Origin of the sequence: Psychromonas antarctica, assembly GCF_022267535.1 — a bacterium.
Lineage (GTDB): Bacteria > Pseudomonadota > Gammaproteobacteria > Enterobacterales > Psychromonadaceae > Psychromonas > Psychromonas antarctica.
In genome coordinates this window covers 1-23,586 of the sequence record NZ_JAHNZV010000040.1, presented here as the reverse complement: position 1 = coordinate 23,586, position 23,586 = coordinate 1, and the positions used below count along the sequence as shown (strand labels likewise).

20 protein-coding genes are annotated in these 23,586 nt (G+C 41.1%); 7 read left to right on the top strand and 13 right to left on the bottom strand.

Annotated features, from left to right (window positions below; translation table 11 throughout):
- Together KSO91_RS10085 and KSO91_RS10080 are read left to right on the top strand one after the other, a co-directional pair.
- A partial coding sequence (locus KSO91_RS10085) for a CYTH and CHAD domain-containing protein (RefSeq protein WP_238742840.1) occupies positions 1-1,436 on the top strand: 1,436 nt, incomplete at its 5' end.
- Positions 1,437-1,618: 182 nt separating this feature from the next.
- Positions 1,619-2,851: a methyl-accepting chemotaxis protein gene (locus KSO91_RS10080; RefSeq protein ID WP_238742839.1), complete on the top strand. Its 1,233-nt coding sequence runs from the start codon at positions 1,619-1,621 to the stop codon at positions 2,849-2,851.
- A gap of 73 nt (positions 2,852-2,924) precedes the next feature.
- Here KSO91_RS10080 and KSO91_RS10075 read toward each other — a convergent pair whose 3' ends face one another.
- The 4 genes from KSO91_RS10075 to KSO91_RS10060 form a co-directional block, all read right to left on the bottom strand.
- Positions 2,925-3,260, bottom strand: a complete 336-nt coding sequence (locus KSO91_RS10075) for a hypothetical protein (protein ID WP_238742837.1) — start codon at positions 3,258-3,260, stop codon at positions 2,925-2,927.
- A gap of 4 nt (positions 3,261-3,264) precedes the next feature.
- The gene (locus tag KSO91_RS10070) at positions 3,265-3,912 is read right to left on the bottom strand and encodes a hypothetical protein (RefSeq protein ID WP_238742836.1); all 648 of its coding nucleotides are present in this window, start codon (positions 3,910-3,912) and stop codon (positions 3,265-3,267) included.
- A gap of 74 nt (positions 3,913-3,986) precedes the next feature.
- The gene (locus KSO91_RS10065) at positions 3,987-4,670 is read right to left on the bottom strand and encodes a PspA/IM30 family protein (protein WP_238742834.1); all 684 of its coding nucleotides are present in this window, start codon (positions 4,668-4,670) and stop codon (positions 3,987-3,989) included.
- A 13-nt stretch (positions 4,671-4,683) separates the two neighbouring features.
- A complete protein-coding gene (locus KSO91_RS10060; protein ID WP_238742833.1) occupies positions 4,684-5,097 on the bottom strand; it encodes a YjfI family protein in 414 nt (137 codons plus the stop codon).
- A gap of 229 nt (positions 5,098-5,326) precedes the next feature.
- Here KSO91_RS10060 and glnE point away from each other — a divergent pair, with 229 nt between their 5' ends.
- Positions 5,327-8,167, top strand: a complete 2,841-nt coding sequence (gene glnE, locus KSO91_RS10055) for a bifunctional [glutamate--ammonia ligase]-adenylyl-L-tyrosine phosphorylase/[glutamate--ammonia-ligase] adenylyltransferase (RefSeq protein ID WP_238742831.1) — start codon at positions 5,327-5,329, stop codon at positions 8,165-8,167.
- A gap of 126 nt (positions 8,168-8,293) precedes the next feature.
- Here glnE and lpxL read toward each other — a convergent pair whose 3' ends face one another.
- The 6 genes from lpxL to KSO91_RS10025 all read right to left on the bottom strand — a co-directional run bounded on the left by lpxL (position 8,294) and on the right by KSO91_RS10025 (position 14,600).
- The gene (gene lpxL / locus KSO91_RS10050) at positions 8,294-9,214 is read right to left on the bottom strand and encodes an LpxL/LpxP family Kdo(2)-lipid IV(A) lauroyl/palmitoleoyl acyltransferase (protein ID WP_238742829.1); all 921 of its coding nucleotides are present in this window, start codon (positions 9,212-9,214) and stop codon (positions 8,294-8,296) included.
- Between the two features lie 101 nt (positions 9,215-9,315).
- Positions 9,316-10,728, bottom strand: coding sequence for an o-succinylbenzoate--CoA ligase (gene menE / locus KSO91_RS10045; RefSeq protein ID WP_238742828.1), 1,413 nt, complete (start codon positions 10,726-10,728; stop codon positions 9,316-9,318).
- Positions 10,716-11,681, bottom strand: coding sequence for an o-succinylbenzoate synthase (menC, locus tag KSO91_RS10040; protein ID WP_238742827.1), 966 nt, complete (start codon positions 11,679-11,681; stop codon positions 10,716-10,718). Before menC ends, menE begins: the two co-directional genes overlap by 13 nt.
- Positions 11,682-11,704: 23 nt before the next feature.
- Positions 11,705-12,781, bottom strand: a complete 1,077-nt coding sequence (gene alr / locus KSO91_RS10035; RefSeq protein ID WP_238742826.1) for an alanine racemase — start codon at positions 12,779-12,781, stop codon at positions 11,705-11,707.
- Between the two features lie 33 nt (positions 12,782-12,814).
- On the bottom strand, positions 12,815-14,215 hold the full coding sequence (gene dnaB / locus KSO91_RS10030; RefSeq protein ID WP_238742825.1) for a replicative DNA helicase: 1,401 nt from the start codon (positions 14,213-14,215) through the stop codon (positions 12,815-12,817).
- Positions 14,216-14,243: 28 nt separating this feature from the next.
- Positions 14,244-14,600 carry a diacylglycerol kinase gene (locus KSO91_RS10025; protein ID WP_238742824.1) on the bottom strand — a complete coding sequence of 119 codons (357 nt, stop codon included), beginning with the start codon at positions 14,598-14,600 and terminating at the stop codon, positions 14,244-14,246.
- A 464-nt stretch (positions 14,601-15,064) separates the two neighbouring features.
- On the opposite strand from KSO91_RS10025, the gene KSO91_RS10020 reads away from it, so the two are divergent.
- The 3 genes from KSO91_RS10020 (at position 15,065) to recQ (ending at position 18,273) form a co-directional block, all read left to right on the top strand.
- Entirely contained in the window at positions 15,065-15,682 is a 618-nt protein-coding gene (locus KSO91_RS10020; RefSeq protein ID WP_238742823.1) for a YigZ family protein, read from the top strand.
- Positions 15,683-15,767: 85 nt separating this feature from the next.
- The gene (gene hemG, locus KSO91_RS10015) at positions 15,768-16,289 is read left to right on the top strand and encodes a menaquinone-dependent protoporphyrinogen IX dehydrogenase (protein ID WP_238742822.1); all 522 of its coding nucleotides are present in this window, start codon (positions 15,768-15,770) and stop codon (positions 16,287-16,289) included.
- Positions 16,290-16,464: 175 nt separating this feature from the next.
- Positions 16,465-18,273 (top strand): DNA helicase RecQ, encoded by a 1,809-nt coding sequence (gene recQ, locus KSO91_RS10010; protein ID WP_238742821.1) that lies wholly within the window; start codon positions 16,465-16,467, stop codon positions 18,271-18,273.
- 137 nt (positions 18,274-18,410) lie between these two features.
- Here the strand turns inward: recQ and KSO91_RS10005 are convergent, their stop codons facing one another.
- The gene (locus KSO91_RS10005; protein WP_238742820.1) at positions 18,411-18,770 is read right to left on the bottom strand and encodes a hypothetical protein; all 360 of its coding nucleotides are present in this window, start codon (positions 18,768-18,770) and stop codon (positions 18,411-18,413) included.
- A 353-nt stretch (positions 18,771-19,123) separates the two neighbouring features.
- Between KSO91_RS10005 and KSO91_RS10000 the strand changes: the two genes are divergently transcribed.
- A complete protein-coding gene (locus KSO91_RS10000; protein WP_238742819.1) occupies positions 19,124-20,788 on the top strand; it encodes a DUF2813 domain-containing protein in 1,665 nt (554 codons plus the stop codon).
- Between the two features lie 69 nt (positions 20,789-20,857).
- Here KSO91_RS10000 and KSO91_RS09995 read toward each other — a convergent pair whose 3' ends face one another.
- Both KSO91_RS09995 and KSO91_RS09990 read right to left on the bottom strand, forming a co-directional pair.
- Complete coding sequence (locus KSO91_RS09995; RefSeq protein ID WP_238742818.1) at positions 20,858-21,292, bottom strand: META domain-containing protein; 435 nt, start codon at positions 21,290-21,292, stop codon at positions 20,858-20,860.
- Positions 21,293-23,437, bottom strand: a complete 2,145-nt coding sequence (locus KSO91_RS09990) for a RelA/SpoT family protein (RefSeq protein ID WP_238742817.1) — start codon at positions 23,435-23,437, stop codon at positions 21,293-21,295.
- Positions 23,438-23,586: the final 149 nt, after the last annotated feature.

Genomic DNA, 23,586 nt, shown 5'->3' with positions numbered 1-23,586 from the left:
TTAATGCACAGCACTTTATTTCAAATAAAACACAATTTTTGCATAATATTTATTTTGATACCGCTAATCGAACGTTGCGTAAAATGGATATAGGATTGCGCGTACGTAGCTGTGATAATAGCTCACTGCAAACGATTAAAACCGCGGGCCGCGTGATCGGTGGCTTACATCAGCGGCCTGAGTATAATGAGCCGATAGAGGGCACTCGGCCAGAACTTTCGCGTTTTAACAGCAAAATATGGCCAGATGGTTGTGATATAAAAGCGCTTGAAAGTGAATTAATTCCGATGTTTTGTATTGACTTTCAACGTCAGACTTGGCTGGTAGAAATGGCGGATAATACCTTGATTGAAGTCGCTTATGACAAAGGCCTGATAGAAGGAAATCAGGGGAAAATAAATATTTGTGAAATTGAACTTGAGCTCGTGAAAGGTGATGAAAAACAGCTCTTTGTTTTAGGTGATGAGATAGCTTCATTACCTCAAGTACGCTTAGGTAATGTGAGTAAAGCACAACGGGGTTATATGTTGACAGATAACGCATGTTTCAATGTTAAACCGCTTTTGCACTCTCCGCTAACCTCGTCGATGTCAGTTGATCAAGCTTTGTTTACCAATATTCAGCATGGTTTACGTCATATTCAGTATCACGAAAATTGTTATATTGAATCATTTCAAGATGATGCACTAATTGAGTTGTTAACGGGTATTAAGTTTCTGCATCAAAACCTGAAATTATTTAAACAATCGTCGACGACCTTGCTTGAGGCGCAATGGATCGACGATTTGCATTGGTTGGCACGAAATCTTTCTTGGCTTGAACAACGTAGTAGTTATCAAAGTTTGTTAGACAATAAAGGCTATTACCTCAGAAAATTACCGAAATTCAAATCCCTGCTTAAAAAACTAGAGACGCAAAATAACAGCCTACCAAATCGACAAGCAGTACTTGATCTGCTGACTTCCACTCGTTACTGCCAATTTATTTTAAACATTACGCAATGGTTACTGCAGTTTGAGAAGAATACTTTTGCCAGTGAAAAAATAAATTCGATTAACGACTTTGCATATCAACACTTAAGCACTAATTGGGAGGAATTAAGGCGCGCTCTAACTTCTGAAAATAATAATCAGCTTCTCTCCTATCAAGGTTTATTAGAAGCGAATTTATTGATTGGCTTAAGTCTGGGATATTTATTTCCAGAAGAAAAAACCAGTGTTTTTCGCTCTCTTTGGTTAGACATCAAGCAGGGGTTAAAAGAGTGCGCGATGATCAATGCCATTGAGGACTTTGCGGATCAAGAAACAGATTTGCTGCGCCGAGCTGAATACCTTAAATGGATTAAACGTAAAGAAGAGTCTCTGCTTCACGCACTTGAGCAATCTAAAAATCAGGCTTTATTACGAGAGGTCTACTGGCTCCGTGAAATAGATTAGTAAACCGTTATATAGGTAATAAAAAACTTAATTTACTTTTAGATCACAGTTCTCTGTTAATTAATTTTTTTTAGTCTATATATACGATATATACGTTATATAGACTAAAAATTTCGTTGTCTCTGGCTGAGTTAGTTGTACAACTACTCGGCTGACATTTCCCATCTTGATAGGTATAAAATATGGCTTTATTAAAATTTAATGCAATTGAAAAGAAAATTATTGATACGTCGATGAGCCAAAAATGGTTATTTATGTTACTACTCGGCATTGTTTTGTTTATTTCAAAGAAATTAACCATCGCCGCGCTGTTAACTGAGCAATCACTCGCTAATGCACCGGACTCACTGGCAATGATCAACCGTTATAATTTATGGGCGGATGTGATCTTTTCTGCTATTTTTGTGGCTGTATTATACTGGTTGTTTGTGCTCATAAAAAGACAGATCTTGATAATGAATCAAGATCTATCAAAGGCTATCAGCGACGGCACACTCGCAGGTTATGCCAAATCAACATCGAAAAATGAGCTTGGCGATGTTGCCCGCATGGTTTGCAGTGAAGCGGGTAAGCTGCAGCATGTTTTTCAGACGCAAGGGAAAAGTGTATCGGGGTTGAATGAAATCATTGAAAACTTGTCCGTTTGTATGGAAATTATTAATGACTCGATGGAAGAGGAATTTGGGCAAATTGAGCAACTTGCAACTGCGATGAATGAGATGACCGCGACGGTCAATGAAGTGGCAAATAATGCGCATAGCGCATCATCATCAACGGCCGAAGCCTCTGATGTTGCGATCGAAGGGAGCCAATTTGTTGAGGCAACCATTGCCACCATTAATTCATTATCAAGCAATATTGGTGCATCAGCAGGTGCGGTAAATGATGTCGAATTAAAAGTAGAAGGTATTGGTAGTGTTGTGGATACTATTCGCAGTATCTCTGAGCAAACTAACTTGTTAGCATTAAATGCTGCTATCGAGGCTGCGCGCGCTGGTGAAGCAGGACGTGGCTTCGCGGTCGTTGCCGACGAAGTACGTAATTTGGCTAAACGCACACAGGATGCAACGGTTGAAATTCGGGCCATGATTGAGCAGTTACAAGCAAGCGCACATGATGCAGTAAGTTTAATGGGGAAAAGTGTCCGTGAAGCGGAAACGGGTGTTGAGCAGGTAATGCAAGCGGGTACTCAGTTAACTGGAATTGTGCAAAAAATTCACCATATTTCTGATATGAATTATCAGATTGCATCGGCTGCGGAAGAGCAAACTACCGTGGCTGGTGATATCAATCAAAACCTAGATTCAGTTAAAGAGGTCGTCGAGGGCTCGGTGACAGTATTAAGAGAGGTCACCGAGATGGTTGAGACGTTGCGTGTACATGCACAAGATTTAACTAAAACGGTAAACATCTAGGACCTGCTAACAGAAAAGCACTGCAATGAAAGTGCTTTTCTATTTACCCTCTACTCCTAAACCTCGCTTATATTTACTTATTAGATTCACCTTTCAGTGCAAATTTTGTTAACTCTTCGATCACTGATTTTTTTATCTCTAATTGTTGATCGGCAGAAATATTGTAACGCTCTCCCAATCGTCGGTAATCATCATCACTTAAACTGACGGTTAAACGCGGGCGTTTGGGTTTTTTATGGGTAGGCAGATCTAATAAGTAGCGAATTTGTTCTGATGGGCTAATCTCCTTATCTAATGCGCTGCGTCTGATGCTATATTGCAGTTTAGTATCCATATCAAATGCAATTTGTACTGCTTTAACAACTTTTGCTGATTGCTGCCATTTTTTGGGTAATTCTCTTTCGCTCATTAGATTACTTTCCTCTCATCCATAGTTCCGCAATTTCACTAGCGGGTCTAAAAAAAGAGAGGTATATATCTGTATCCCCATTCTCAAAAATAAATATATCAATGGAACGTTCTCCTTTTCCTCCTGCTAATGAGTAAAACTCAAATTCACGGCCATGCTGTTGTTCACTATCTTGAGGGGGTGTTTCTCCTCGGTAGTCTTCCTGATGCAGGTAACCTGTAGTCATAAAATCTTGCTGGATATATTCACCTGCGAGCATATCGGCGTAATGATGACTGCTGCTAAGTGGTTGTAAGCGGGAATTACCCGGCGCTTCAAAAATATTCGCAAAAGCATCTAGATCAAAAAGGGCCTCTACATCATCTCTGGTAAGCAATAAGCTAAATTTAACTAATTTTTGCGGATTTGCTGGGAAACTTAAATAAACCAATTGCGAGCTGCTACCCTGAGCAATCACTTGCGCATAGTGGCCATGTTTAAATTCTATTGTATTGATATCAATGACTTGAAGTTGCTGTTTGCGCATTGTTTGTGGCAAGGAAAAACTATCACCAAAAGTAAAAATATCATCTACTTGTAGTGTTTGTGGTGTTGTTAGGGTACGTGTTGTTAGTGGTTTTTTTTTGTTAAACAGGGAGTTAAAAAAACCCATGATGTATTTCTCCTTAAAAGAAAACCAACCAGTGCACTTTTGTATGCACTGGTTGGTTTTTATTTTAGTCGCTATTATTTGCTTTTTAGACGATCTAAAATAGATTGTGCGCTTGTTGGCTGTGCCCCGATGCCTGCTTGTTGTAATTTTGCCTGCAGAGAACTATCACTGTTTTCAGCATCAAGTTGTTCGGCCGCTTTCAGTTTGTCGTCAAACATTGCTTGTTTTTGCTTGATGCGCTCTAAAGAGTCTTTCGCATTTAATAGTTTAGAATTGCTTGCTGTGAAGTTATCGGTAATCGCCGATGTGGCTTTTTGCACACTTTCAGTTGTTTTTACCATGCTAAGCTGACGTTTATAATCGGTTAATTGGCGCTCACTCTTTTTAATTAACTCTTTCAAACGGCTTGCACTTTTAAGATAACTTTCGTTCGCTTGCTGCTGATCCGCCGCGTTTGCTTCGAGTTCTGCAATCTTTTCAGCTATCTCTATCGCTAGCGCTTCATTGCCTTGATTAAGCGCTTGCATGGCATAACCCTCATGCTCTTTAGTGCTTACTTGTAGCTGAGTTAGCTCACGTGCAGCTTGCATCTGTTTAGCCATCACTTCAGTCAAGTCACGTTTAGCAATGGTAATGTGTTTTTCTGAATCACGGATCTCTTGCTCAAAAATACGCGTTGCGTTGGCATCAACAATACTTTCACCTGCTTCGCGCGCACCCCCACGAACAGCTGTAATAATCTTTCTAAATATACTCATAACAAACTCCAAATTAATTTAAGTAACTGTCCATCTCACTGATGACTTCAAGACTGTTATCACTTAGCGTTACAATCTCTAACTCAATATCATCAAGGCTTGAGTTCACCGACAACGCACCAAATACCACATATTTATCTTCTATTTTGGCAAATGCAGAGAGGGGCATAGGAATATTCATCTCTAGCATTGCGTCCATCATATTTGTTTTTAGCTCAGCTTTGACTTCATCCTCTCCCCACAGGTAAGCAATACAGAGAATTTGATTATCACTGATGGAGATAAAAATAGGGATCTCTTCTCGCCCTACAATTTCAACTTGTAAGACATCAATGTCACCATTAATCGGTGTACAATCAAAACTAAAACCAGTTTCTGTATTATCATCTAGCTGATTTAAATGAGTGGCAATTTTATGAATATTCATAATGCTCCTTGGTGGTGAAAGACATTTAATGTCTCAATATGAGTTAATTTAGTTCGCTGGTCATTATATGTCAAGCGATTTAAGTTTGTTTTATCGATCGTGCTGTATTAGTAATATTGCGTAGTAGACTCTATTATTCAATCATTAGATTAATTTATTACTGGTCATCTCTCACGCCACTGACAAGTTAATTCTGTTTCCTCTTTTTTTGTATCTATGGGTACTCGATATGTCTTTATTAGATAGCCATGTATTGCAGCAATTTGAAAGTCTTAGTGACAAGATAGATCTCTCTTTTCTTACTGTGTCAGAGAACGCTGATTTAAAAGCCGCATTAGGATTAAGTGATTTTATTAGCGACGCGCTATTAACGCAACCGGCGTTATTAACTGAACTTATTGCCTCTGGCTTACTGGAATCAGAGCAACGTTGTGCACTGATTCAGAAGGAATTGCAGGATGTATTAGTGGCTACTACGGATGAAATATCCTTGCATAAAGTGTTACGCCAGTTTCGCCGTAAACAGATGTTGGTTATCGCTTGGCGAGAGTTGCTTGGCAAGGCCAGTTTAGCAGAAAGCTTTATGCATCTCACCTATTTGGCGGATCTGCTGATTGAGCAAAGTCTCAACTGGTTATATAAAAAGCAGTGCGGTGAACAAGGCACGCCTAGAAACGCAGAGGGGGTACGGCAGTCTCTGTATATTTTTGCCATGGGGAAACTCGGTGGGGGGGAATTAAACTTCTCTTCTGATATTGATCTTATTTTCACTTATCCTGAGCGTGGGGCAACTGAGGGCGGGCGGCGCTGCGTTGATAATCAGACCTTTTTTATCAAGCTTGGGCAACGTCTTATTGCTGCTTTACACCCGATGACGGTAGATGGGTTTGTTTACCGTGTTGATATGCGCTTGCGTCCTTTTGGAGAATCGGGCCCCTTAGTCAGCAGTTTTGCTTCGATAGAAGATTATTACCAGTGGCATGGTCGTGAATGGGAGCGTTATGCAATGGTCAAAGCCCGTGTGATTGGTGAACAGGGGAAGTATAAAACAGAACTTGAATCTATGTTAAAGCCATTTGTATATCGACGCTATATCGATTACAGCGCGATTGAATCGTTGCGTAAAATGAAGGCGATGATCAGCGCAGAGGTGAGGCGCAGCGGACTGAAAGATAATATTAAACTCGGTACAGGTGGAATTCGTGAAATAGAGTTTGTGGCGCAAGCATTTCAACTTATTCGTGGTGGGCGAGCGATAGATCTGCAGTGCAAAGGTCTACAGGAAACCTTAAAGGTACTTGGTGAAATAGAGGAATTACCTGCTGAGAGGGTAGTGCGCTTACTGGATTGTTATGTTTTTTTGCGTAAGGTTGAAAATATTTTACAGGAAATCGGTGATAAGCAAACACAAACGCTGCCTGCAAATGAACTGGATCGGTTACGCTTAATTTACGTAATGGGATTTGCCAATTGGTGCGATTTTTATCAGCAGTTACAGCAGGTAATGATAAACGTGCATGATGAGTTTAACTGGGTGGTTACTGATACCTCGGAGGACGATACAGCGGTCGATCATTCTTTATGTGAAATTTGGGCTCTTAACCTTACCCAGCAAGAGATGCTGACATTATTACAAAAAAATGGAGTAGAGCCGCAATCGGCCAATGGTTTGACGTTAGCATTATTAAGCTTTAAAGATGATCTCAGCAAAAAACCGATCGGTCCCCGTGGTCAAGAAACACTTGAAAAACTATTACCAAAAATTGTAGATAAGGTCGTGACCTATAGCGATCCTGTTGCGCTGATCAAACGCATCTGTACTCTGTTATTAAAAATCATGAGCCGCACCGCTTACTTAGAGTTATTAAATGAGAATATGGGTGCCTTAAATCAATTACTTAAATTGTGTAGTGCGAGCCAGCGCTTAAGTCATCAACTTGCTCGTCATCCTATTTTATTGGATGAATTACTGGATCCTCAACACCTATACAACCCAACTGAATTAGGTAATTATAAACGTGATTTACAGCAATTTATGTTACGCATTCCAGAGGAGGATATGGAGCAGCAGATGGAGGCCTTACGCCAGTTTAAACAGATTCAATTGTTGTATATAACGGCCGCGGACATTGCCGGTGCAATCGAACTTCCAAGGGTAAGTGATCACCTTACTTTTTTAAGCGAAGCATTACTGGATTATGTCGTGCAGTTAGCATGGAAGCAATTGATTGAAAAGTTTGGCTTACCCAGTAATGTAATTGGTAGTGAACGCAAAGGTTTTGCCGTGATAGGTTACGGGAAAATGGGTGGTTTTGAGCTGGGTTATGGATCTGATTTAGATCTGGTTTTTTTACATGATAGTGACATTAGTGGACAGACAAATGGACCGCGGGAGATCGATAATCAGCTTTTTTATTTGCGCCTTGCGCAACGTATTATCCATCTCTTTAGCGCACAAACTAATGCGGGCATATTGTATGAGATTGATATGCGCTTACGCCCATCGGGGGATTCGGGTTTATTAGTTTTGGGTATGGAAGGATATAAAAAATATTTAGAAAATGACGCTTGGACATGGGAGCATCAAGCATTGGTTCGCTCACGAGCTGTGTTTGCCGATTCAGACATGTTAGATGAATTTAACCAAGTTCGCCAGACGGTGTTAGCGCTGCCACGGCAAAGTCAACAGTTGGCAACCGATGTGAGTGATATGCGTCGAAAAATGCGTGACCATCTTATCCGTGCGAAGAAAGGCGAGTTTGATCTAAAACAATCACCCGGTGGGATGGTCGATATTGAATTTATAGCGCAATACCTGGTACTTGCGAATGCCTACCAAGCAGAAAATGAATTGTGTAAATGGTCTGATAATTTGCGTATTTTTGAAACCTGTAAAGAGATCGGTTTATTAACAGCAGGGGAAGAAAAGTCTTTGTGTGATGCCTATTGTCATATTCGCGATGCAGCGCATCGTCTGACGCTCAATAAACAACGCCGGATTGTCAGCGATCAGCGTTTTATCGAGGAGCGTCAAGCCGTGCTCGACATCTGGGAACATTTATTAGATTAACCTCAACCGAGCATGATACGTGCGCACTACGTTTACTCAATATCGTAAATAATATTGAACACCATGCTATGTTGTTAGACTGAGACCGCGTGTATTTAGCCAAAGAACACGCTGTCAATTTTGTGCCTAATAAAAGGTCTTTTCACCCTCTGGGCGTGTTTTAAAACGTCGATGCATCCACATATACTGATCATCACATTCGAGTACCATTTTTTCTATCTGCTGATTAGTGACATGTGTATCTGCTTGCAGATCTTTTGTTGGGAAATTATCCAAGGCTTTATAGAAAACTAATTCATAACCAAGTTCACCCGGTAGTCGTTTTAAAAAAACCGGAATAACGCAGCTGTTTTTAACGCGCGCCAAGGTACTGGTGCCGGCGACAGTATTGCTGTTTTCCACCTCAAAGAAAGGAGCAAAGACGCTGCTTTTATGCGCGCCATAATCGTGATCGGGGGCATACCATAGCGCCTCTCCTTTTTTTAGCACACGTAACATCGCTTTAAGATCGCGGCGATCCAGCATTGCATTATGTTCTCGCATGCGGCCCCAATAAAACCAGTAGTCCAAGACTGCATTGGAATGTGCACGGTAAACAGCAGAGCAAGGCTGGATTAAACCTAAGGCACGCGCCCCCATCTCTAATGTCAAAAAGTGCGCGCCCATAAAAAGAATGCCTTTACCTTGATCTTTGGCCTGCTGAAGATGTTCTCGACCGCTAATCTTTAATAAACCACGTATACGCCAGCTGGGCCAGAACCATGCCATCCCCATTTCAAATAAAGCAATTCCGCTGTTTTCAAAATTTAAGCGTACTTTTTCCTCGACCTCTATTTTCGATAACGCGGGGAAACATAATTCAATATTACGTCGTGCAATATGACGTCTCGATTTGACAACGTAATAAGAGAGCCGACCAAGTTGCTTGCCGATAAACAGTAAAAGGCCATAAGGGAGTAGAGAGGAGATAAATAACGCGAGTATCCCCGACCAAGCAAGCCAGTACTTTGGGTGACAGAAGCCGATTTCTAGTTTGTATTGTTTCATAAATGCTCAACCTGTACTGAAGAAGAAAATATTCTACCGAATTATCTGATAAATACCTATTTTGTCTGAGTTTCTTTTATTTGCTTTACAGTGAAAATTTATTAAGGTCTCTCGCCTGCGGATAATCTGAGTTTATTGACACGCCTTTGAGCATGCGCTTGCAACTGCGTCAGCGAGACCTTAATGCTTGATTGCGGTGCAAGTAGAAAATAGTGCACTGGCATTTTATAGCGACTTAACTTCTTCTGTAAGTAATGGTTTAGCTCTTCTGTGTTAGGAGTATGCTCCCAGTCAATAAAAGCCACCGGCCGTTTGCCAAAATAGGGATCGTCAACGGCGACTATATAAGCCTGCTTTACTGCCGCAAAGGTTAACAGTAGGCGCTCAATCTCTTCGGGTTGGATATTCTCACCGCCAGAGATAAACAGACGATCCTTCCTACCCATTATTTGTACTATATTGGCCGTGTTTTTACCAAGATCATTACTAGCAAACCACGCCTCTTGTGGCAGTAAACTTGTCGTTACTGCATCTTTGAAGTAACCTGCAAAACGTGTTTTACCGCGTAGTAAAATTTCATTTTCGACTATTTTTAGCTCTCTGTATTTTAAAATAACGAGCGACTGGCTGTTACTTGAGGTGGCGACCTGCGAACTCATTTCAGTTAAACCATAACTTAAATGATAATTGAAACCGCGCCGTGCCGTTTCGGCTAATTGCCGATTAGGAAAAGCACTGCCTCCCAGCAGGAGGTGCTTAATCGGCAAATTACATTGTTTAAATTCGGACTTTGCTAATAAACGGTAAAGTTGCGTACAAACTAATGACAGGTGGGTGATTTGTTGTTCTTCAAGCAGCGCAATCGTTAATTTTTGTTCGCTGAGTATAAGGGTTGCACCGGCGAGTATTGTTCTCATCACTGTGGCATAACCACTAATATGAAAAAGTGGTAAGGAGAGTAAGTTTTTATCGCCAGCTTGTAAGGGAATAAATTCCTGTGCGCCTAATGCACTGTAAAAATGGTTACTAAAGTGATGCATCACGGCCTTGGGTTGACCACTGCTGCCGGAGGTGAAAATGATATCAATCACTTGCAATGGATCGATCTTTAGCTCAGGCAGCGTGGCCTCAGACTCACTGCGAAGGGTAAAGTCTAAGGATAAACTGGGTAATGCCAATACGGCTTCGGTTTGCGCTAAATAGAGAAAGGGCGTATTGAGTATGGCCAGACGAGATTGTATTTCTGGATGACTAAAGCGCGGATTTATCGGACAGAAAATAAGACCATAACGCACACAGGTGAGTTGCAGCAAAATCAGATTAATTGAATTTGCAGCGATACAGGCTAAGCGATCACCTGTGGTCATTCCCTGCTCAATAAGCTGTTTGCCTAATAGATCGATATGCCGATCAAGTTGTTTAAAAGTAAGGCGCAATTGATCTGACTTTATTGCTGTCTGCTGCGGCTGTCTACGCGCTTGAAAACGTAGCGGACACTCATTTATTTGTTCCATAAACACTCTAAAGTCTGTAAGTCTTGTTCAATATGTCGTGGATCTGTTAATAAACCGGACTGGAAGTATTTTACGGTATCAAGTCCTAGTGAGATAGCGCATCTGCCTTTATATGAATCAGCTAATACATTTAACTGTAATAAGCCGACAATAGATTCAAAAGAGGAACTGATACTGACCGCTAATGTTTGCTGCTGGGCAATATTAATATAGTGCTCTAATCGCGTTAATGAGCCTATTAAACTTGGTTTTAAAATAAGCGCTTTAATCTGCGGATGGTGCTGATAGTGAAAACTACTGGAGTGCAGCGTTTCATCAAGTGCGAGGCCGATTTGATACTGTTTCGCTAAGAGCAGATTATCTGTAAAACTTGCCGTTGGCTCTTCTATGTAGTCGAGTTGCTGGGTATTAATATTGGCGAAAAAGTGGCTCGCCTGTTTGCTGTGCCAAGCTTGATTTGCATCGCAGCGAATGATTAAAAGAGAATTGAGAGAGGTTAGCTGATTAAATAATGCAATGTCTTGTTGAACCCTTTGCCGCCCAACTTTAAGCTTAATGATGGTGGGCATTGCTAACGCCTGATAGTGTTTTATAACCGACTGATTATCACCTTGCAGCAGGGGAATAACATGCTCGTTGCCAAGTTGTTTAGCGAACGGCGCATAACGTAATGCACTCTCAACAGCAAACCGCACACTTGGGTAGAGGTTATCGGATAAAGGTCGATTTCCAATCCCGCTGTTTAACAGGGCCAAAATCTGTTCTTGTGCTTGCTGCAACGTCTCCACGCTAAAACCGGGTAATGGGGCTATCTCCCCGAAACTGCTATGGCCCTGATTATTTTGCAGCTGTAAAATTAAGCCGTTACGGACAGTGAGTCTTTGCCCGTTAAAATTAAGCGGGCAGCGAAAAGGTATCTGATAAGCAAATAGCTTAGCGTGTTTAGTTTGCAAAAGAGCCTGCATCAGTTTGCTAGTTACTCGCGGTATTGCAGTGCAACACGCGCGGTTAACTTGGTCAGTAACTCATAAGCAATGGTACCAATATGATTGGCAACTTGTGTCGCCGCTAATCCCTCTCCCCATAATGTGACATCGCTGCCGACTTGATCAGTACTATTTGCGCCTAAATCAACGGTTAACATATCCATTGAGACGCGGCCAACAATCGGCACTAATCGGCCATTCACTAGAACAGGCGTGCCTTCTGGCGCCATACGCGGATAACCATCTCCATAACCGACGGCCACAACGCCTAATTTTGTATCCTGTTTTGCTGTCCAATTCGCACCATAACCGACACTTTCGCCCGCTTTATGATCGCGCACGGCAATCAAACGTGATTTTAATGTCATCACTGGCTTTAGTTGAAAGTCGCTGGCATCTTTATCGGCAAATGGGGAAACCCCATATAGGGCAATGCCAGGGCGAATAATATCGTAATGAGCTTGTGGCCATGCCAGTATGGCAGCCGAGCTGGCTAATGAATTTAATCCGCTGTCATCTTTAATATGCTCTTTAAATAAATTAATTTGTGCATTGGTGCTCGGGTTGTCGAGTTCGTCAGCGCAGCTAAAGTGGGTGATCAAATGAATTGGTTTTTGCACATTTTTACTGTTTTTTAGCTGTAAATAAACATCATCAAATCGTTCTGGATGAAAACCCAAACGATGCATGCCGGTATCAAGTTTTAACCAAATTTGCACGGGCTTGCTCAACTGCGCTTTTAATATTGCGTTAACCTGCTGCTCAGAGTGCACCACAGATTGTAAGTCTTGATCCACTAAGGTGATGAGGTCGTGGTCGTTGAAAAACCCCTCTAAGAGCACGATAGGCTTGCTGATGCCTGCATCACGTAGTAGTAAGGCCTCGTTCAGACGCGCCACACCGAAAGCATGCGCATCGGTTAATGTCTCCGCCACTTTGACCATACCATGGCCATAAGCATTGGCTTTCACTACGGCGAGTATTTTGCTTGGCGCAGCACTTTGCTGCAAAATAGCGAAGTTTTGTTGTAATGCATTTAAGTCGATAACTGCGTATGTTATATCCATTAAAAAAATCTACTTCTTATGGTTATCAAAAGGTTAGTCATCACTATGGTATGCGGCACCGGTATAATCATCAAATCGAGAATAACGTCCTTGGAAAGTCAGGCGTACTTTGCCGATTGGGCCGTTACGTTGTTTACCGATAATGATTTCAGCAATGCCTTTATCGTTACTATCTTCGTGATAAACCTCGTCCCTATAAATAAACATAATCAAGTCGGCATCTTGCTCAATCGCACCTGATTCACGTAAATCTGAGTTAATTGGTCGTTTATCAGCACGTTGCTCAAGGCCTCGGTTTAACTGTGAAAGGGCAATAACGGGGCAACGCAATTCTTTTGCTAAGGCTTTTAGTGAACGTGATATTTCGGATATTTCTAAGGTACGATTTTCACTTAAAGAGGGCACGCGCATCAGTTGCAGGTAATCGACCATAATCATACTGATGCCACCATGATCGCGTGCAATACGGCGTGCGCGGGCACGCAATTCAGTGGGTGTCAGGCCTGAACTGTCATCAATAAACATATTACCTTGATTGAGCAAAATCGACATCGTCGAAGAAAGGGATGCCCAATCGTTCTCATCAAGCTGACCGGTACGAATTTTACCCTGATCGATACGTCCCAGGGAGGCCAACATACGGTTCATAATTTGTTCGGCAGGCATTTCTAGTGAAAAGATAACTGTCGGTTTATCTGCATTCAGCGCAGCATGCTCTGCCAAGTTCATGGCAAAGGTTGTTTTCCCCATAGAGGGGCGGGCAGCCACAATAATCAGATCACCCGGCTGGAATCCGGTGGTCATCTGATCTAAGTCATTATAACCTGATGATAAACCAGTCACACCATCACGAGGGTTTTTACAAAGATCATCAATTTTAGCGACGGTCGCTTTGAGAATATCTTTAATTGCTTGCGGACCTTCGTTTTTATTACTGCGCGCTTCAGCTATCTGGAAGACTTTGGTTTCTGCAAAATCAAGTAGTTCAGCACTATCTCGCCCTTCTGTTTCATATCCCGCTTCGGCAATTTCGTTAGCGACCGCAATTAACTCGCGAACAACGGCGCGTTCACGCACAATATCGGAGTAATTATTGATATTAGCGGCACTGGGGGTATTTTGCAGTAGCTCGGCAAGATAGGCTATTCCGCCAATTCCTTCCAGCTCCTGCTTATTTTCGAGGTGCTCTGAAAGGGTCACTAAATCAACAGGGATGTTTTCACTGCTAAGCAGTTCGATCGTGGAGAATATTTGTCGATGTGCGCGATGATAAAAATCACGGTCTACAACACGTTCAGCGACATCATTCCATGCGTCATTATTTAATAATAATCCCCCGATAACCGCTTGTTCCGCTTCAAAAGAGTGCGGTACGGTTTTAATCGAGGCAGTTGTTTTCTTTTTTGCTGCTGAATAGGGTGGTTTATCTGCCATTTTGAAATCCCAAATCTGTTAATGGTGTTTATAAAAAAAGGATTTCAATCCAGATATACGCGCTTAAAATCAGGGCTATCAGTACGGCAGCGGATCCCATATCTTTGGCTCGACCGGCTAATTCATGATGCTCACTGCCAATTCTGTCAACTACCGCTTCAATCGCGGAGTTAATGATTTCGATAATGAGTACCAGACACAGAGACGATATCATCAAAATTCGTTCGATTTGAGAGACATCTAAATAACAGGCAAGAGGGATGAAAATCACTGCTAATAATAATTCTTGGCGAAATGCAGCTTCATATTTAAAGGCACTTCGTAAACCTTGCATCGAATAACCTGTGGCAAGAATAATGCGTTTTAATCCGGTGTTTTTTTCCATGAAAGGGTAAACCTGTAGGTAGTTTTGCTCAGTTGCTTACTTTAACAAAATGCGGGGGTAAGATCACTTGCTGTTTCAGCCCGTCATCCACTTTTTTTGATAAATTGGCTGATTGCATCATAAGCACTTTATGACGTTAAAATGGAATGCCTTTATTTTGCGCTACTTGTTGAATCGTTATTGTGCCAGTAAAAGCATTTTTTCCTGTTTAATAAATACCCTGCCTTTTTCTTCGTGCCTTTGTGGTTATTGCTTTTGAATTTGCCAACGACCAACAAGCCCGCTTTACAGGGATTATAATGTGCTTGCCAAAATTGAAACGGTGCGTGGGACTGTTGACTTGATTAACAGCAGATTATGTTACGATGTAAATTGAAGGCGTGGGCTCTTGATCCTTGTATAACGTAACGTTCAAATTGGATCCATGATATTTTATTATTCTTTATTTTTGTGGGATTTTTGTGATGCAACCTTATGCAATTTTGTTGGCTGATCTATCTTTTCAAGAAGAGATTAAAAAAAGTCGTTTTATTACCTATTTAACGCATATTGAAGGTAAGCAGCAGGCTCTGGATTATCTGCAATCAATTAAAACACGACATAAAGATGCGCGCCATCATTGTTGGGCTTATATCGCAGCAAGCCCCCAAGACTCAGTGAAAATGGGGTGCAGTGATGATGGCGAGCCAAGAGGAACGGCGGGAAGACCGATGCTGAATATTCTCCAAGGTACGCGTGTAGGAGAAATAATGGCGGTCGTGGTGCGCTACTCCGGCGGCATAAAGCTAGGAACAGGTGGCTTAGTGCGTGCTTACTCTAATGGCATACAGCAGCTGATTTCGCAGATGCAAACAACGGAAAAATGTTTTTATCAACAATACCAATTACATTGTGATTATGGTCAAATGGCGGTGTTGGAAAACTTGTTGGCGATGAGCTCTGGACGTATTCTGCAGGCCAGCTATTTGCAGTCTGTCGATGTTGTTATTGAAGTTGATCTGCGCAGTTGTGTTTCCTTTTTAGGGCAGCTCGAGGCATTGACACAAGGCAAGTTAGTGGCGCAAGAAATAGATATTAATTGATTAACTTAACTGCTTTTGTTCGCTGCATATGGTGGCTCGCTTCGCACTTTTTACTTTATTTTTGACTGTTTTAGGAAAATGTTAAATGACAATTAAGACCTTAATTTTGTATTCTTCGGTTGATGGACAAACACTCAAAATAATTAAGCGAATGAGCGCATCGATAGCAGGAGAGTGCTGCCTATTTGATCTTGATGCGCATCCCGAAATCGATTTTAGTGAATATGATAAAGTCTTAATTGGTGCTTCAATTCGCTACGGCAAGCTGCGTAAAAATTTACTGCACTTTGTTAATACGCATAAAGCGCAACTCGATTTGCTGCCCAATGCTTTCTTTTTAGTTTGTTTAACGGCACGTAAACCAGAAAAAGCCAACCCAGCCAATAACAGTTACATGGCTAAATTTGATCAGTTATCTTCATGGCAGCCGCGTTTAAAAGGGGTGTTTGCTGGTGCGTTACTTTATTCTCGTTATAACTGGTGGCAGACCCTTATTATCCAACTGATTATGAAAATAACCGGGGGGAGTACAGATACAAGCGTAGATATCGAGTTAACTGATTGGTCAAAAGTCGATCTCTTTAGCAAAAACTTCTCCGCTTTATAATTTTCATCCATAGCGCAGCAAGCTGCCATGGCGATTTTGCACCTTGATGTCTGATGGTTATATTAGCGCTTGTTGCTGCGGCATCTTGATGAGGATGGGGATATTAAGCTGATTTTTTTACCCGTCTGATTTACAATACACACTTTAAAATCTTGGTATTAATCTAGGCTAACGTATGTTGAATCAACAATCTTGCCCCAGCGCGCAGCAGCTTTTGCTTGATGTGTTTGGATACAACACATTTAGAGAGGGGCAGGAGCCGATAATTAACCATCTCTGTGCGGGGGGGGATGCTTTAGTAGTGATGCCAACGGGGGGGGGGAAAAGCCTCTGTTTTCAAATTCCCGCCTTAGTTCGCCCCGGGATTTGCTTTGTTATCTCGCCACTTATCTCTTTAATGAAAGACCAAGTGGATACGTTGCAAGCTTGCGGTGTTGCCGCTGCTTATCTTAACTCCAGCCTTTCTTATGCGCAGCAAAATCAAATTCTTAACGAAATGCATACTGGGCAATTAAAAATTGTCTATATCGCACCAGAGAGATTACTGCGCGCCGACTTTATGCAACGTCTAGAAAACCTACCGATTAATCTTTTTGCAATTGATGAAGCACACTGTATCTCTCAGTGGGGGCATGATTTTCGCCCTGAATATGCGTTACTTGGACAATTAAAGCAGCGTTTTCCTGATATTCCGTTGGTGGCGTTAACCGCAACAGCAGATCATGCTACCCAACGCGATATTCTGGCGCGTTTACAGTTTAACGATCCGCTGGTGGCGATTCATAGTTTTGATCGGCCCAATATTGAATACTTACTGATTGAAAAATATCGTCCTTTAGCGCAATTGTTTCATTATTTAGATGAGCATAAAAATGAAAGTGGCATCATTTATTGTACCAGCCGTCGTCGCACTGAAGAGTTAAGTCAGAAATTGATTGCTAAAGGACTAAAAGCACGCTGTTACCACGCCGGTTTAGCGATTGAAATGCGCCAAAGTGTACAAGATCTGTTTATTAAAGATGAAGTCGATATCGTTGTCGCGACAGTGGCATTTGGTATGGGTATTGATAAACCCAATGTACGTTTTGTGGTGCATTATGAGATCCCTAAAAATATAGAATCCTATTATCAAGAGACTGGGCGTGCGGGCCGAGACGGCTTGCCAGCACAAGCGATGCTCTTTTATGATCCTGCTGATCCTGCGAAAATCCGTGGTCTACTGGAAAAAAATGAAAACAAGGAGCAACTTCGTATTGAGTTACACAAGCTTAATACGATGGTGGCTTTTGCCGAAGCACAAACTTGTCGCCGTCAGGTATTGCTTAATTACTTTGGTGAATACAGCCATAAAGCCTGCGGTAACTGCGATATTTGCTTAGATCCACCAAAAAGTTATGACGCGACAGAGGATGCGCAAAAAATTCTATCTTGTGTTTACCGTACGGGTCAGCAATTTGGTATTGGCCATGTTGTGGAGGTTTTAAAAGGAGCACAAACGGCCCGTATTAAAAGTTTAGGGCATGACAAATTGTCAACGTTTGCCATTGGTCAAGCGCAAGCAGTGGAACACTGGTTAAGTATCGTTAGGCAGTTAATCCATTGCGGTTTATTGATGCAAAACTTAACTCGAGGTTCCGCGCTGCAATTAACGCAAGCCTCACGACCTATTTTACGCTCTGAACAGGCTTTGTATTTAGCGGTACCGCGTTTGAAAATGGTAAAAGTTAAAAAGAAACGGACGTTATTGAGCAGCACTGATAATAAGCTGTTTGCACGGTTACGGCAGTTACGTAAGCAGATTGCTGATCGTGAAAATTTGCCGCCTTATATTATTTTTAGTGATGTGTCGCTCTCTGAAATGAGTGAAATTGTTCCCCTTAGCCGCGCTGAATTTTTAAATATAAGCGGTGTTGGGCAAATTAAACTTGATAAATATGGCGCTGAATTTTTGGCTATTATCAATGAATATGCACAATCACTATAAAGAAAACGCTGTTAATCGTTTCATTTTAGATGAAGTAGAGCGTCATAAACCAAATTAACTTGGCGTGGTGGTGAGGTCTGGTAACTTTACCTATCACTACTTATCTAAAAGTTACCATCTTCGCTTAAAATTATTTTTTAATGGAGTCTAAATACTTGTAGTCGTGTTAATGCGCATTTTAATATTTGCGGCGTTAGTTTTTCTTGCAGTTCGGGAAGATCATAGGTTTTGAATATTTCCCCTAAAAAAACACAAAGATAAGTTAGAGGTGTCTGATCAAAAAGTGTTGGATTATTTAAATAATCATGCCCTTTTTCGCGCATCCAACGTTTATTATTCTGCTTGGACATGAAATTGAGTTCATGACAGGCCTTTTTTAGGCTGCTTAACAGTTGTGGGTAATTCAATGTGTCCTTATCAAACTCCAAACGATAAATCGCAATTGAGTCAATCGCGGCTTGGCTTGGCAAGCTATTAAGTTCATGTATATCTGACATTTTCATCCTCCCTTGTCTAAATAAATATAAATTTAAATAAATAAAAATGCGATGCGCTTCAGTTTCGTATCAGTTATTTTTCATTGCCTTATTTTTTCTGTGCCACAATTAGATTGTTATTTTACAATTATCAAGAGACTCCTAGTGAAGAATTTCCCCCCGTTTTTGTGTGGAAGTTATTTTGTAGATAAAGTGTAGTAGTTGAATTTTTTTTATTCTTGCTGTTTTTGTGATAATTAAAAAAATGACAGATAATTTGTTATCGATCAATTTTTCATCGTTCGTTTATACAAATTTGTCTACTTGGCTGTCTCTGACACTTTACTGGTAGGATCTCCCTCTAAGGATCTGCGATGCTATTAACACATATAGAAGTAGTCGGATTTCGTGGAATTAATCGTCTGTCGATAGATGTAAAAGCGCTAAGTGCTTTTCTTGGAGAAAATAGCTGGGGCAAGTCGAGCCTTTTTGATGCGCTATCGCTTTTTTTCTCTGGTACACATAAAACCTATAAATTTAAAGGTAGTGATTTTCACCAGCCTCCCAATCTGGAAATTAGCAGTAATAAACTAATTCATCTTGTTTTTACTTTTAAAGAGCAGTGGAGAGATGAATCCCAAGAACGACAATACAAAAGTATCGCCGCAATTTGGAATGCACCGAAGCATAATGTTCGTTATATTTATCTGCAAATTGATGGTGAGCGGAATGCTGAAAATATTACAACGCGGCGCTTTTTTCTCGATAATAAAGGTAATGAAAAATTATTTAGCAAAGATAGCTTAGCTAATTTGCTTAATGAATTTATCTCTTTTGTACCTGTTTTACGCATGGGTAGTGATATAACTCGAATAGATGAAGTTGCATTGGCTGAATCATATAGTAGGCGTGAACATTGCGAAGCAAGAATAAAACGAATTTTTAAACACTTACTTAGTTCTTCACAGCAGTTATCTGAATATGAAATGGGTAGGGGGTATGAAGCCTTAACTTACCTTTTTGATCATTACCTGTTTAAACGTTATGGCAACGTTAACGACAGTCGTGTTGATTTTGAACATGATATTCACTCGCCATGCCCATTTTCCTTTCAGGGGTTAACCCGATTCAATGATCTATTGAAAACCGGGCATAAAAGGGATCGGGCAATGTTATTATTAATGTTTGGGGAGTTTTTAGAAGCGCGTGGCGAGCATCTGTTACGCCGAGGTGCTAGCCCTATATTATTGTTGGAGGAACCTGAAAATAATTTACATCCGGTTAATTTAGCTATTACCTGGCGGTTCTTTTCATTACTGCCCATGCAAAAACTGATCAGCACCAACTCAAGCCAGCTACTCTCTTTCTTCCCTTTAAGTAGAATTCAGCGCCTAGTGCGTCATGCTGATTTAATTAAAAGCTATTCATTAAATGCGCAACGTTTTTCTGGCAATGATTTACGCAGAATAGCTTTCCATATACGTATGAATCGTCCACAGAGCCTTTTTGCTCGTTCATGGCTGTTAGTCGAGGGGGAAACAGAGACTTGGCTTTTGTCTGAGCTTGCGCGTTTATGCGGCTACTCATTTTTAGTAGAAGGGGTGCAGATTATTGAATTTGCACAATGTGGACTAGATCCATTAATTAAGCTTGCACAAGATCTCCATATTGAGTGGCATGTATTAACCGATGGAGATATGGCCGGGAAAAAATATGCACAGCGAGTTGAGGATGTCTTGTTAGATAAAGATTTTCTCGCTAATCGTCTCTCTGTGATACCGGCATTAGATATTGAACATCTATTTTTTGAACATGGATTTGCAGGGGTATATCTTGAGGCGGCACATTATACGGAAAAAGATTTACTGCGGCTGACGGTCAATAAAGTTATTGAAAAAGCTGTTCATAAATATTCAAAACCGGAGTTAGGTCTAGCTATCGCCAGTGCAGTCGAAGAGCGCGGAGCGGATTCTATTCCACCTGTACTGAAAAGATTATTTGCACGCTTAGTGGGGCTGTCAAGAACGCAATCGGGATAACCCTCAGTTATACCAATGCTAACAATTATTTATTTAGCTAGTAACATTGGTGTGACGCTGCAGAAGGGGTTATGGCGTGATTTTGTATTCTAATCGATGGATTTGACCAATCAGGGTTAGCTTATCTGTATTGACTAATAACTCAGACCAGTTCCCTAACACTGTTGATACAATCATCTCAATCTCATTTCCCTGGCCTGTACACATTTTCCGTGTACTGGCTATCTTATCTATTTTAAATTTGTTATTTTGCAGTTTAATTGCTCCAAAAAAGTGATTACAACCTAGGGTACCAGTTGCTTTGGCCCCCGCTGAAATTGTCAACTTACTGCGAATATTGGCTGGGATCAGCTGTTTATCAACACTCACCAATATCCATTGTTGCTGAATTTGCGAGAGTTCAACTGCTTTGTTTTCAATTTTGCTGTTTTGTATCATATCAGCGCTACAAGCGCCTAAAGACAGTGCGCTGAAAATGAGTAGTATTGGCTTAATAAATTTCATTTATTGTTCTTCCCTCATAACTTTTTTCTTATTACTACGTTTGACGCTCTTCACATTTGCTAATTTTTTAATCTGGCGCATCACTCTGGATAAGTGTATTCGGTTTATAACGGTTAAGGTTAAATTGATGGCGTAAATATGGTTAGGTAATTCTGTGGTTTGCAAATCCATCACATTAGCATTGCTTTTACTAATAATATTGAACAGTTTGGCGAGTCCGGCCTTATGGTTAATCATCGTAATATTGAGATCGCTTGAATATTCATACTGATTCATAAAATTCATATCCCACTCAACGGGGATATATTTATCAAGTTCATTTTCATAACCACTGACATTATGGCATTGCTTAGTATGTACGACTAATCCTCTACCTGGGCTGGTATGGGCAACAATGGCATCACCCGGTAATGGTTTACAGCAGTTGGCATAGGAGAGCATCATATCCTCGGCGCCTTTAATGGCACTTTGGCGTTTGGTCTGCTTTAGTTCTGATTCAGTAAGTTCGTTGGCATTGCCGCGTAAACGACGAGCAATAATAATACTCAATAATTTGCCGCTGCCAATTTCATGCAATAAACTATTGAAATCCTTAAGGTGATGATCTGCAATTACCTTATCAATATTATCTTGTTTAATATCGGTTAAATTGGTTTGATTCAATGCGAGTTTTAATAACCGCCGTCCTTCTGGAATGGTAAACTCTTTAGGCTGTTGTTTGAGATACTGGCGGATACTATTTCGCGCCCGATGAGTGGCGACAAAATTTAACCAATCAGCTCGCGGATGAGGTTCCTCGGAGGTGATGATATTAATGGTTTGGCCGCTTTCAAGTTTATCGCTGAGTAATGCGAATTCTTTATCCACTGTAGCGCTAATGCAGCGATGGCCTATCTTGGTGTGTAGGGCATAGGCAAAATCAACGGGGGTTGCATGAGCGGGTAATACAATGACTTTACCTTGTGGGGTTAATACATGAATTTCATTATTACCTAGCTCTTTTTTTATATTTTCTAGCATTAATAAAGAGTTACTTGGGCTTGCCTCTTGATCAGAAAGGCCTTGGAACCAGTTTCTCGTTTGTAGTTGTGCGGTAATGTTAGAATTCCCTCTACCTTCTTTATAACTCCAGTGTGCCGCAATTCCCTGTTTAGCGACGACATCCATATCTTCAGTACGGATCTGAATTTCGACATTCACACCATGTTGGGTGATTAAAGTCGTATGTAATGATTGGTAACTATTGGATTTAGGGATGGCAATATAATCTTTAAAGTACTCAAGTTTAGGCTGATAGAGGTGGTGCACCTGCCCTAATACGCGATAACAGGTGTCGAGATCTTTCACTATGACACGAAAGGCGTACACGTCCATCACATCGTGGAACTGGCAACCTTTTTTGCGCATTTTTTGGTATAAACTGTAAAGATGTTTTTCGCGTCCGAGCACTTCCGCTTCAATACCGATGCTTTCTAATTTTGTGGATATTTCATCACAAATACTCTGAATGAAATCTTTTCGGTTACCGCGTGCTTTTCTAATCGCTTCCTCTAAGACACTAAAACGGGCGGGACTTTGTGCCTTGAAGGCAAGCTTTTCTAATTCGTTTTTAAGATGATGGAGACCCAATCTATCTGCAATAGGGGTGAATATTTCAAAGGTTTCACGCGCAATACGCTGGCGTTTATCGAGTCTCAACGAGCCTATCGTGCGCATATTGTGTACACGATCAGCGAGTTTAATGAGCATGACGCGAAAATCTTTAGACATCGCAATGAGCATTTTCCGGATATTTTCTGCTTGGGCCAGCTCTCTATTTTCAAAATTAACTTTATCTAATTTAGTGACGCCCTCTACTAAATCTGCAACACAGGGATTAAAAGCATCGGCGAGTTCTTGATAGGTTATTTCTGTATCTTCAAGCACATCATGCAGTAACGCAGCCGCAATTGCTTCATGATCAAGTCGCATTTCTGCCAAAATCTCAGCAACGGCAACTGGGTGGGTAATATAAGCTTCGCCACTGGCGCGTGCAATACCATGGTGGGCGTTATAAGCAAACTCATAGGCACGTTCAATAAACCCACATTGTTCAGCAGGAAGGTAAGATTGAATGGCATCTTTAAGAGCTTGAAATATTAACATTTTCTACCTTTATAATGGTTACTAGGGGCTGTTGATCTTTGTTTGAATTTTGTGCAAAAAAGTGGAAGGTAATCTCGTATAATTCACTTCGCCAAAAACAAATACAACGAGATTACCATGCCCCGATTAATGCTCACTGATGAACTGTG

Coding starts and splice junctions, on each gene's coding strand:
- KSO91_RS09995 (WP_238742818.1), bottom strand. CDS start 21,292: ATGAAATTTATTAAGCCAATACTACTCATTTTCAGCGCACTGTCTTTA.
- KSO91_RS10080 (WP_238742839.1), top strand. CDS start 1,619: ATGGCTTTATTAAAATTTAATGCAATTGAAAAGAAAATTATTGATACG.
- recQ (WP_238742821.1), top strand. CDS start 16,465: ATGTTGAATCAACAATCTTGCCCCAGCGCGCAGCAGCTTTTGCTTGAT.
- KSO91_RS10065 (WP_238742834.1), bottom strand. CDS start 4,670: ATGAGTATATTTAGAAAGATTATTACAGCTGTTCGTGGGGGTGCGCGC.
- menE (WP_238742828.1), bottom strand. CDS start 10,728: ATGGAACAAATAAATGAGTGTCCGCTACGTTTTCAAGCGCGTAGACAG.
- KSO91_RS10075 (WP_238742837.1), bottom strand. CDS start 3,260: ATGAGCGAAAGAGAATTACCCAAAAAATGGCAGCAATCAGCAAAAGTT.
- glnE (WP_238742831.1), top strand. CDS start 5,327: ATGTCTTTATTAGATAGCCATGTATTGCAGCAATTTGAAAGTCTTAGT.
- KSO91_RS10000 (WP_238742819.1), top strand. CDS start 19,124: ATGCTATTAACACATATAGAAGTAGTCGGATTTCGTGGAATTAATCGT.
- KSO91_RS10005 (WP_238742820.1), bottom strand. CDS start 18,770: ATGTCAGATATACATGAACTTAATAGCTTGCCAAGCCAAGCCGCGATT.
- KSO91_RS10070 (WP_238742836.1), bottom strand. CDS start 3,912: ATGGGTTTTTTTAACTCCCTGTTTAACAAAAAAAAACCACTAACAACA.
- dnaB (WP_238742825.1), bottom strand. CDS start 14,215: ATGGCAGATAAACCACCCTATTCAGCAGCAAAAAAGAAAACAACTGCC.
- lpxL (WP_238742829.1), bottom strand. CDS start 9,214: ATGAAACAATACAAACTAGAAATCGGCTTCTGTCACCCAAAGTACTGG.
- KSO91_RS10025 (WP_238742824.1), bottom strand. CDS start 14,600: ATGGAAAAAAACACCGGATTAAAACGCATTATTCTTGCCACAGGTTAT.
- hemG (WP_238742822.1), top strand. CDS start 15,768: ATGACAATTAAGACCTTAATTTTGTATTCTTCGGTTGATGGACAAACA.
- KSO91_RS10060 (WP_238742833.1), bottom strand. CDS start 5,097: ATGAATATTCATAAAATTGCCACTCATTTAAATCAGCTAGATGATAAT.
- alr (WP_238742826.1), bottom strand. CDS start 12,781: ATGGATATAACATACGCAGTTATCGACTTAAATGCATTACAACAAAAC.
- KSO91_RS09990 (WP_238742817.1), bottom strand. CDS start 23,437: ATGTTAATATTTCAAGCTCTTAAAGATGCCATTCAATCTTACCTTCCT.
- KSO91_RS10020 (WP_238742823.1), top strand. CDS start 15,065: ATGCAACCTTATGCAATTTTGTTGGCTGATCTATCTTTTCAAGAAGAG.